This window comes from Pseudonocardia charpentierae, from assembly GCF_031845345.1.
GTDB classification, from domain to species: domain Bacteria; phylum Actinomycetota; class Actinomycetes; order Mycobacteriales; family Pseudonocardiaceae; genus Pseudonocardia; species Pseudonocardia charpentierae.
This window is the reverse complement of sequence record NZ_JAVREJ010000064.1, coordinates 1-7,153: the sequence shown is the minus strand read 5'-3', so window position 1 is coordinate 7,153 and position 7,153 is coordinate 1. Positions and strand designations below refer to the sequence as shown.

Here is a 7,153-nt window from a genome sequence, read left to right as displayed (position 1 = left end):
GACATAGCGGGCCACGGTGTGGTGGTCACACCCGGCCAGCTCCGCCGCCGCCCGGTAACTCCCGGTGAGGTCGTACGCCTCCAGAATCTCCACGATCTCCTCGCTCCGCTTCACCGGCAGACCCTCGGCCACCGGCCACCTGCTGTGGATCACCGGGGAGATATCTGGCCACCAGCGGGGAGATCACTGGCCATCACCGGGGCAGTAAATGGCCGCCTACGGGGGAGTTTGGACTGGCCGCTGTCAGTCGTGGAAGATCCGCTCGATCGCGGCCAGCACCGCTCGGTCGCGGATCGCCCGCGCCGAAGGCGGCCGGGCCTTGCCGGCGTAGTAGCCCGACGGGGCGATCGGCACGCCGTGCTCGCGCAGCACTCTGCAGATCGGCTCGACCCCGAAGCGGCCACGGTGATCGTCGATGAACCGGGTTACCAGGGCAGTCGCGGGTCGAGCTCCCGCGCGAAGAACGAGCTGGCCGCCAGCAAGATCTCATTGGCTCGCTTGAGCTCGCGGTTCTCCCGCTCCAGCTCCTTGATCCGCGCCGCATCCGCAGTCGTGGTGCCCGGCTCGTTCCCGGTGTCGATCCGGCGCTGCTTGGCCCAGCCCCGCAGCGTGTCCGCCACGATTCCGACCCGCGGCCCGATCCGCTTGACCGCCGCGTTCAGCGACAACGACGGGTCTTCCTTCATCGCCTCCTCGACCAGCCGCAGCGCGCGCTCACGCAGCTCGTCGGGGTACTTCCGGGGAGCAGGCACGAATCCACCCTCTCGTGGGTTCACACCCTCCACCAGACCCGGGGTGGTTCACTCGCCCTTGCGCAGATGGGCCACCACCAGCAGGGCCTGCCGTCCGGGCGCGAGCCGTCGCCATCTGGTTCCCAGCATCGTGCGCCGCTGTCGTAGTGCGTCGGCCAGCATGATCAGCGACCGGTTGGACACGGTCATCCCCGCAGGGTAGGAAGGCACCCGAAGCTCCTGGTTCGGACGAGTTGATCTCAGCAATCACCCGTCTACCAGGAGCTTCACTCACGTCTGCAGCCGCGCCCCAAACAGCGATCAGCCCAGCTCACAGCCAGGTTGGAGGGTCGGGAGCTGGCGCGGTGGCGCTGACCCGGCTGTAGGTCGCGGAGCCGTGGTACCTCGACGGTTTCCCGTCGGGGTTGTTCTTCTCCGTGGCCTTGGCCAACTCAGTTGCCCCGTTTCCAGCTCCCGCCCGTCAATCCGTGCATGCGGTTCTCCCGCACACGGCTTACCGACGCCGTTCACCGCCAGCATTCGGTCTCTCCCGCCAGGGCTTGCCAGCCCTGGGTGAGACGACGATTCCGTAGAGGTTGATCAGGCCGTACTCGTTCGGAGTGTGGTTGAGTAGCGCCCACATCCCGAAGTGTCGGCTGCGGCGGTGCCGTTTACTGATGAACAGCGCGATCCGCATCCGCACGTAGTGCCTGATCTTGCTGAGCCGTTCGGCCGAGTGCCCATACTTGAAGTACCCGACCCAGCCGCGCAGGAACATGTTGACGTCCTGCACCACCGCCTCAACAGGCAGAAATAGCCTGCGCTTGGCCGTGAGTTCACGGACCCTGTCGCGGGCATACTGCATCGCTCTATCCGTAGGCCAGCGAGCGAGGAAAGTGACCGGTCGTCTCCCGTCACGGGAACGGGAGCGCACCATGCGGTGGTGGAAGCCGAGGAAGTCGAACCCTTCCCCACCGACCTCCAGACACACGATGCGCGTTTTCGCTTCCTTCGGTTGCAGCCCGAGATCGGCCAGCAGGTCACGAAGCCGCTGCAGGGCAGCGTCGGCCTGTTCCCGTGATCGACAAATCACCACGATGTCATCGGCGAACCTCACCATGACTCCGTGCTCGCGCGTGGACCAGGCGCGGTCGATCCGGTGCAGGAACACGTTGCAGAGCAAGGGGCTGACGACCCCGCCCTGCGCCGCGCCGGTCACCGACCGACGAACGTTGCCGTCCTCCATCACCCCGGCGCGCAGGATCGCGCGCACGAGCCGCAGGACTGCCTGGTCACACACGCGTTCCTCGATCGCCTGCATCAACTTGTCGTGCGGAATCGCCGTGAAACACTCGGCGATGTCCGTCTCGACCACCCACCGCCGACCTCGCCAGGCCTCATCGATGACGACCTGCAGAGCGTCGTGCGGTGACCGCCTCGGCCGGAAGCCGAAGCTGCACGGCAGGAAGTCCGCCTCGAAGACCGGCTCGAGCACGATCTTCACTGCGGCCTGCACGATGCGGTCCCGGACCGAGGGAATCGACAGCGGCCGCTGCTCCGCCGTTCCCGGCTTCGGGATGAGCACCCGACGCGCCGGCAACGGCCGATAGCCGCCATCTCTCAATTCGACGGCCAGCTCGTCGAGGAGCCGGGCAACGCCGTACTCCTCGACATCGGCCAACGTGGCCTTGTCGATGCCCGGTGCCCCACCATTGCGGAACACCGCAACCCACGCACGCCACAAGACATCCTTCCGGAAGACTTTGTCTCGCAGCGCATGGAACCGACGTCCGGGATCAGCCTTGGCTGCCCGGTAGAGCGCATGCTGCAAGGCACGGACCGGATCCGCAAGTACGGATCCCGCAGCGGTGGAACTAGCCGTAACGACACTCACCGAGCCCTTCCTCACAACATCACGCATCGACGAAGCAGCGGCCCTTCCCTCACCGACGGTTCTGTTGTCCGTTCGGCTCAATCGGTACTATGACCGCCTCCGACGCCCACCCGGCCGACCATCCACTTCCCGAGTTCATCGGTTATAGGACACCGCGCTCCGATGACCTCTTCCACAGTCATCGGGCCGGGGAGGGCCTCCCCAGTTCCCGCCGTCACTATCTGAACGTTCCGCGCCCCATACGCCGAGGAGTCCATCACGGCTGCAATCCAGGAGCTACACCGCTTCCATGGCCTTCACCCTGATTCCGAAGGGCTCGGCACTCCCTGACACCACCCTCACGGGCAGCTGAGTAACGACGCCGCAGGCTTCGCTTCATGCTACAGACCGTTCAGTCGCTCCCCCAAGAATGGGCATTCGACACTGGGCTTCGACCCCGCCCGTTTCCAGACGAAGCCGCCAGTCTGCTACCGGGCCCCCTGGCGGCTACCCGGACCGGACTCACACCGGCAAGCGACGACGAGCTGACGACACAAGATCAACCCCCTACACGGCCAACCTCCTGTCACTGGGCGCACGGAAAAGGCTCAGTGGGAACAGGTCCGGGTGACCGAGAAGATCTTGCCCGTCGTGCGCGGGCAGCTGCGCGTGGCCGAGGGGCGTGACCCCGAACCCAGCGCCGGGCTGATCGACTCGCAGAGCGTGAAGGGCGCCGACACCGTCGGGCGCGAGTCCCGCGGCTACGACGCCGGCAAGAAGATCAACGGCCGCAAGCGGTTCATCGTCACCGACACCCTGGGCCTGCTGCTGACCGTCGTGGTCCTCGCCGCCGGCGTGCAGGACCGCGACGGAGCCAAACCCGTCCTGCTCGACACCCGGCTGCGCACCAGGGTGCGGTTCGTCTTCGCCGACGGCGGCTTCGCCGGCCGACTGCTCGACTGGGCGCAGACCCTGCTGGCCACTACGCTACACATCGTGCGCAAACCCGTCGGGCAACGCGGGTTTGCCGTGATCCCTCGCCGGTGGGCAGTCGAACGCACCTTCGCCTGGCTCACCGCGCACCGCCGCCTGGCCCGGGACTACGAACGCGACCCGGCCGTGTCCGAGGCCATGATCCGTTGGGCCGCGATCAACACCATCACCCGACGCATCGCCCGCGGCGGACCCGTCACCCGACAACAACGGTGCACATTCCCGACAATCAGTTGATCTTCTCAAACACGTTCTAAGACCAGATACAGCGTGGCGACGGTCTAATCTGATCTGACCAGCGGCCGGGTCACGAGGAGTCACCACCTGACTGACCTGCCCACAACCCCTATGTCCTGCATCTCGGGCCGCACGCTCGGTCCCGGCGGGAGCATTTGCGTCCGTCCCCGGCTTCATTTCCGGATCAGATGACGCTGCCCGCGCTCCTGCGGTCTCGCAGCACTCGCCGCACCGACGTCACCACCTGTTCCATCCCGGAGGGCTGCAAACTTGCGGGTTGCGCACCGTCGGCGAGCGGGACGACCACGTGAATCCGCGGGTACTCGCCGCCCGAGGTGACGACCTGCAGCTCACACTCTAGAGCGCGGGCGAACCGGACGTCCTCGTTGCGGAGCCTGACCTCCGGCTCGGGCCCGCGTTCGCCCGCCGTAATCGTCCGGATCGCCACGACGTCGTCGTACTGGTACTCGTGCGTCTCGTCCTGACCGAGCGCGCCAGTCAGCATGTTGACCGTGCAGAGGTACAGGCCGAAGTTGAAGTGGGTCGGACAAATTGCCATGACGCGGTAGGAGGAAAAGCGCGCGGCGTGGTCCCGGCCGATCTCCATCCGGGCGTCGTCGGCCGGCCCGAAGACTACGAGTGGTCGCCGCTCGTTCGGCGTGAGCACCGGGCCGCCCCGTTCTAGCTGCGCGACGGGGTCCCAGCCCTCCCCAGTTAGTTCCAGATCGTCCGCCGTGACACCTAGCTTCTCCAACGAAATCGACCTGATCCGGCCGAGCTCGGCCGCGAGCAGGCGGTCCATCTCCTCGTCCGTCGGCCGCGGAAAGGCCTTGGCGAACCGCTTGCGGTAGCGGAACAGCCCGTCGACGCCGACAACAGCGCATACCGCAGCCGCTAACAGCAGCACCAGCGCGAAGGGCAGTTCATCTCGGTGCACCACGATCACCCCTGTGGCGAGGAGCGCGATCCCGGCGACGGCGAGGAACACCCGGGCGACGGTGCGGTCGCGAGGATCGGGCGGTTCGGTGAAGTACTTGATCAGGCGCTGCTTGCGTTGCTGGGCGAGCTTCTCGACCTCGGTCTGGCTCATGGCGTCGTCACCGCCCTCTCCAGGACCTGGAAGGTCCGCGCTTCCCGAGCCGGTACGTGCCTGATGATCTCGAGTGCGCGCTCCCAGTCGACCTGATCGACCAGGTCGACCAGCGCCTGTGGGGTGGCCGGGTAGAGGCGCCACAGCAGCTCTTGGTCCTCGTCGACCAGCACGCGCAGGACTCGCGCCTCGGGCAACGCGCGCGCCGTATCCAGATGCCGGCGCACGCTCTCGACAACCCGGCGGGGGCTCCGATGGGGCCGCGCCCCGTCGAGAAGGGCGAGCGCGAGGTAGTAGTGAGCCTCGTTGTCGGCGGGGTCGGCCTCAACCGCCTGCACGAGTTCCCGGACAGCCGCCGTGTAGTGCCCCTGGCGCAGCAGTGCGATGCCGCAGCCACCGTGGTCCCGTGCGGGTTCCCGCCGAAACTCGACATTGACGATCGCGTCGGCCGACTGCCACTCGATGTCCACCTTAGGTTCCCGACACGGCGCGCAGGATGGTCTCGGTCGCCTCGGCGATGCCCGCCGTGGATGCAGCGGCCGCCGCCAGCTGCTTGAGGGCCTCCAGCGCGCGCGTGAGCCGGCCCTTCTCTGGCCGAGTGGCCGCCTCCGTCACCTGCTGGGCGGCCTCGTGGAGGTCGACTGCCCGGCCGGCATCAACAGCGCCGGACCGAACCACCGCCTCTACCTGCGCGACGACGTCATCGAGCCGGCGCCGCAGGTCGGCGTCGAGTAGCCGCCCGGACTCGTAGTTGTAGACATCCCGACCTGCGATCTGCGTACCGATATTCATCTCAGACATCCCACTGTCGGTCTCGCCCGGACCGTTGGGTCCGCTGCGGCCGTGTCCCGGCTCGGGGACGTAGCACCCTGTTCGAGCATCGAACGAGGGCGGCTGATACCCAGCAAGGGATCCCAGTGGACTCGTTCGCCGGCTCCCGCCTCAGCCGGGGCCTCCTCCGGGCACGCTTGCTGGTGCTGGGCCAAACTGCGGCCGGGTCTACCACCGGCTCGAAGACCGCATCCGCGCCCACGGCCTGGGCGCGGCCCTGGTTGAGGTAGCGCACGAGCAGGTTCGCGCTGCCGGTGTAGCCCAGCTCGCGGATCTCCGCGAACAGCCGACAGCACGAATAGTCGCGATGAGGATCAACCGGCGTGCGCCCGCAACGCTCACGAACCACTGCGTGCCGCGACGTCAGTGTCGACGCAGCAGAGTCCAACGGAACGCCGTCGTCCGGGGGTCCGTCGCGTGTCACCAGAAGTGCTTCCCGTGCCGCGAGCCAGGAAGTTGGCGGCCTGACGCTGGGTCGCTCCTCTCAGGTCGCGGCCCGGCGCTGCAGCCCCGGCAGGTCCTGCAACACGATCACCTGACCCTCGACCCGGATCAGGCCCCGGGCCGCGAACAGATGAAGCACTCGGTTCACAGCGGGCCGCGTCGCCCCGATCATCGCCGCGAGGTCGGACTGGCTCAAGTGGGTGTCGAGCACGATCCCGTCGTTCCCGGGAGTTCGTCCCTCAGCGAGCCGCAGGAGCAGCTTGGCCAGCCGGCCGCCGAGGTCGAGGAACACAAGGTCGCCGTTCTGCTCGGTGAGCCGGCGCACCAGCCTCCCTACCGCGCGCAACATGGCCTCAAGCACCGCGGGGTGGCGCGCCATCGCGTCCAACACGGTGGCGCGGGAGAGGATCAGCGCCGTCGTCTGCTCGAGTGCGACAACCGACGCCGAGCGCGGCGCCCCATCCAGGAGGGCTAGCTCGCCGAGCACCTCGCAGCTGCCGACGCTGTGCAGCACGGCCTCGTCGCCCGTCGGCTCGAAGCCGAAGACGACCTTAAGCCGTCCGTCGCACACGACCAGCAGCGTGTCGCCCGGATCGCCCTGATACCAGAGGTACTGCCCCCTTCGAAAGGTACGCGTCCGGGCAGCTGCGGCCAGCCGCTGCAGCTCATCGTCGGCGAGGGTGCCGAACAGTTCTGTGCGGCGCAGGATTTCCACCGAGGGCGTCCGGTGTCCGAACTGGTTCACCCCTGTCGCCGACGAGCCCGCGCCCATACCGCGACCTTAGACGCCGCGACGGCCCTTAGAGCGCAAATACCGCCGCGGAGCGTGGTCGCGTCCCGGCTGGTGGTGTAAGTCCGGGGCCTGTCCGGCGTGCCTGAGCACGTGGGAGGGGCCACCGCGTGAGTCTCTGCGTGAACCGACCAAGGATCTCGTAGAGAGGTGCCACGCGATGG

Annotated in this window: 8 protein-coding genes, 1 pseudogene and 1 other annotated feature; of the genes and pseudogenes, 1 reads left to right on the top strand and 8 read right to left on the bottom strand. The window is 67.5% G+C overall.

Annotated features, from left to right (window positions below; genetic code table 11):
• Positions 1-243: 243 nt before the first annotated feature.
• From RM445_RS31640 to ltrA, 4 genes and pseudogenes are all read right to left on the bottom strand, one after another.
• Positions 244-372: a hypothetical protein gene (locus tag RM445_RS31640; RefSeq protein ID WP_311560546.1), complete on the bottom strand. Its 129-nt coding sequence runs from the start codon at positions 370-372 to the stop codon at positions 244-246.
• Positions 340-470: a sequence feature (AL1L pseudoknot), on the bottom strand. Its footprint overlaps the gene before it by 33 nt.
• Positions 426-752 (bottom strand): transposase, encoded by a 327-nt coding sequence (locus RM445_RS31635; RefSeq protein WP_311560545.1) that lies wholly within the window; start codon positions 750-752, stop codon positions 426-428. Its footprint overlaps the feature before it by 45 nt.
• Before the next feature lie 51 nt (positions 753-803).
• Positions 804-941: pseudogene (locus tag RM445_RS31630) on the bottom strand (IS5/IS1182 family transposase); the annotation flags it as partial.
• 304 nt (positions 942-1,245) lie between these two features.
• Positions 1,246-2,562 (bottom strand): group II intron reverse transcriptase/maturase, encoded by a 1,317-nt coding sequence (ltrA, locus tag RM445_RS31625; protein ID WP_311560544.1) that lies wholly within the window; start codon positions 2,560-2,562, stop codon positions 1,246-1,248.
• Positions 2,563-3,162: 600 nt separating this feature from the next.
• On the opposite strand from ltrA, the gene RM445_RS31620 reads away from it, so the two are divergent.
• Complete coding sequence (locus RM445_RS31620) at positions 3,163-3,834, top strand: IS5 family transposase (protein WP_311560547.1); 672 nt, start codon at positions 3,163-3,165, stop codon at positions 3,832-3,834.
• A gap of 184 nt (positions 3,835-4,018) precedes the next feature.
• Here RM445_RS31620 and RM445_RS31615 read toward each other — a convergent pair whose 3' ends face one another.
• The 4 genes from RM445_RS31615 to RM445_RS31600 all read right to left on the bottom strand — a co-directional run bounded on the left by RM445_RS31615 (position 4,019) and on the right by RM445_RS31600 (position 6,971).
• Positions 4,019-4,924 (bottom strand): hypothetical protein, encoded by a 906-nt coding sequence (locus RM445_RS31615; RefSeq protein WP_311560543.1) that lies wholly within the window; start codon positions 4,922-4,924, stop codon positions 4,019-4,021.
• Positions 4,921-5,394 carry a tetratricopeptide repeat protein gene (locus tag RM445_RS31610; RefSeq protein WP_311560542.1) on the bottom strand — a complete coding sequence of 158 codons (474 nt, stop codon included), beginning with the start codon at positions 5,392-5,394 and terminating at the stop codon, positions 4,921-4,923. Before RM445_RS31610 ends, RM445_RS31615 begins: the two co-directional genes overlap by 4 nt.
• Before the next feature lies 1 nt (position 5,395).
• A complete protein-coding gene (locus RM445_RS31605; protein ID WP_311560541.1) occupies positions 5,396-5,725 on the bottom strand; it encodes a hypothetical protein in 330 nt (109 codons plus the stop codon).
• 514 nt (positions 5,726-6,239) lie between these two features.
• Positions 6,240-6,971 carry a Crp/Fnr family transcriptional regulator gene (locus RM445_RS31600; RefSeq protein WP_311560540.1) on the bottom strand — a complete coding sequence of 244 codons (732 nt, stop codon included), beginning with the start codon at positions 6,969-6,971 and terminating at the stop codon, positions 6,240-6,242.
• Positions 6,972-7,153 lie beyond the last annotated feature (182 nt).

Coding starts and splice junctions, on each gene's coding strand:
- RM445_RS31615 (WP_311560543.1), bottom strand. CDS start 4,924: ATGAGCCAGACCGAGGTCGAGAAGCTCGCCCAGCAACGCAAGCAGCGC.
- RM445_RS31600 (WP_311560540.1), bottom strand. CDS start 6,971: ATGGGCGCGGGCTCGTCGGCGACAGGGGTGAACCAGTTCGGACACCGG.
- RM445_RS31605 (WP_311560541.1), bottom strand. CDS start 5,725: ATGTCTGAGATGAATATCGGTACGCAGATCGCAGGTCGGGATGTCTAC.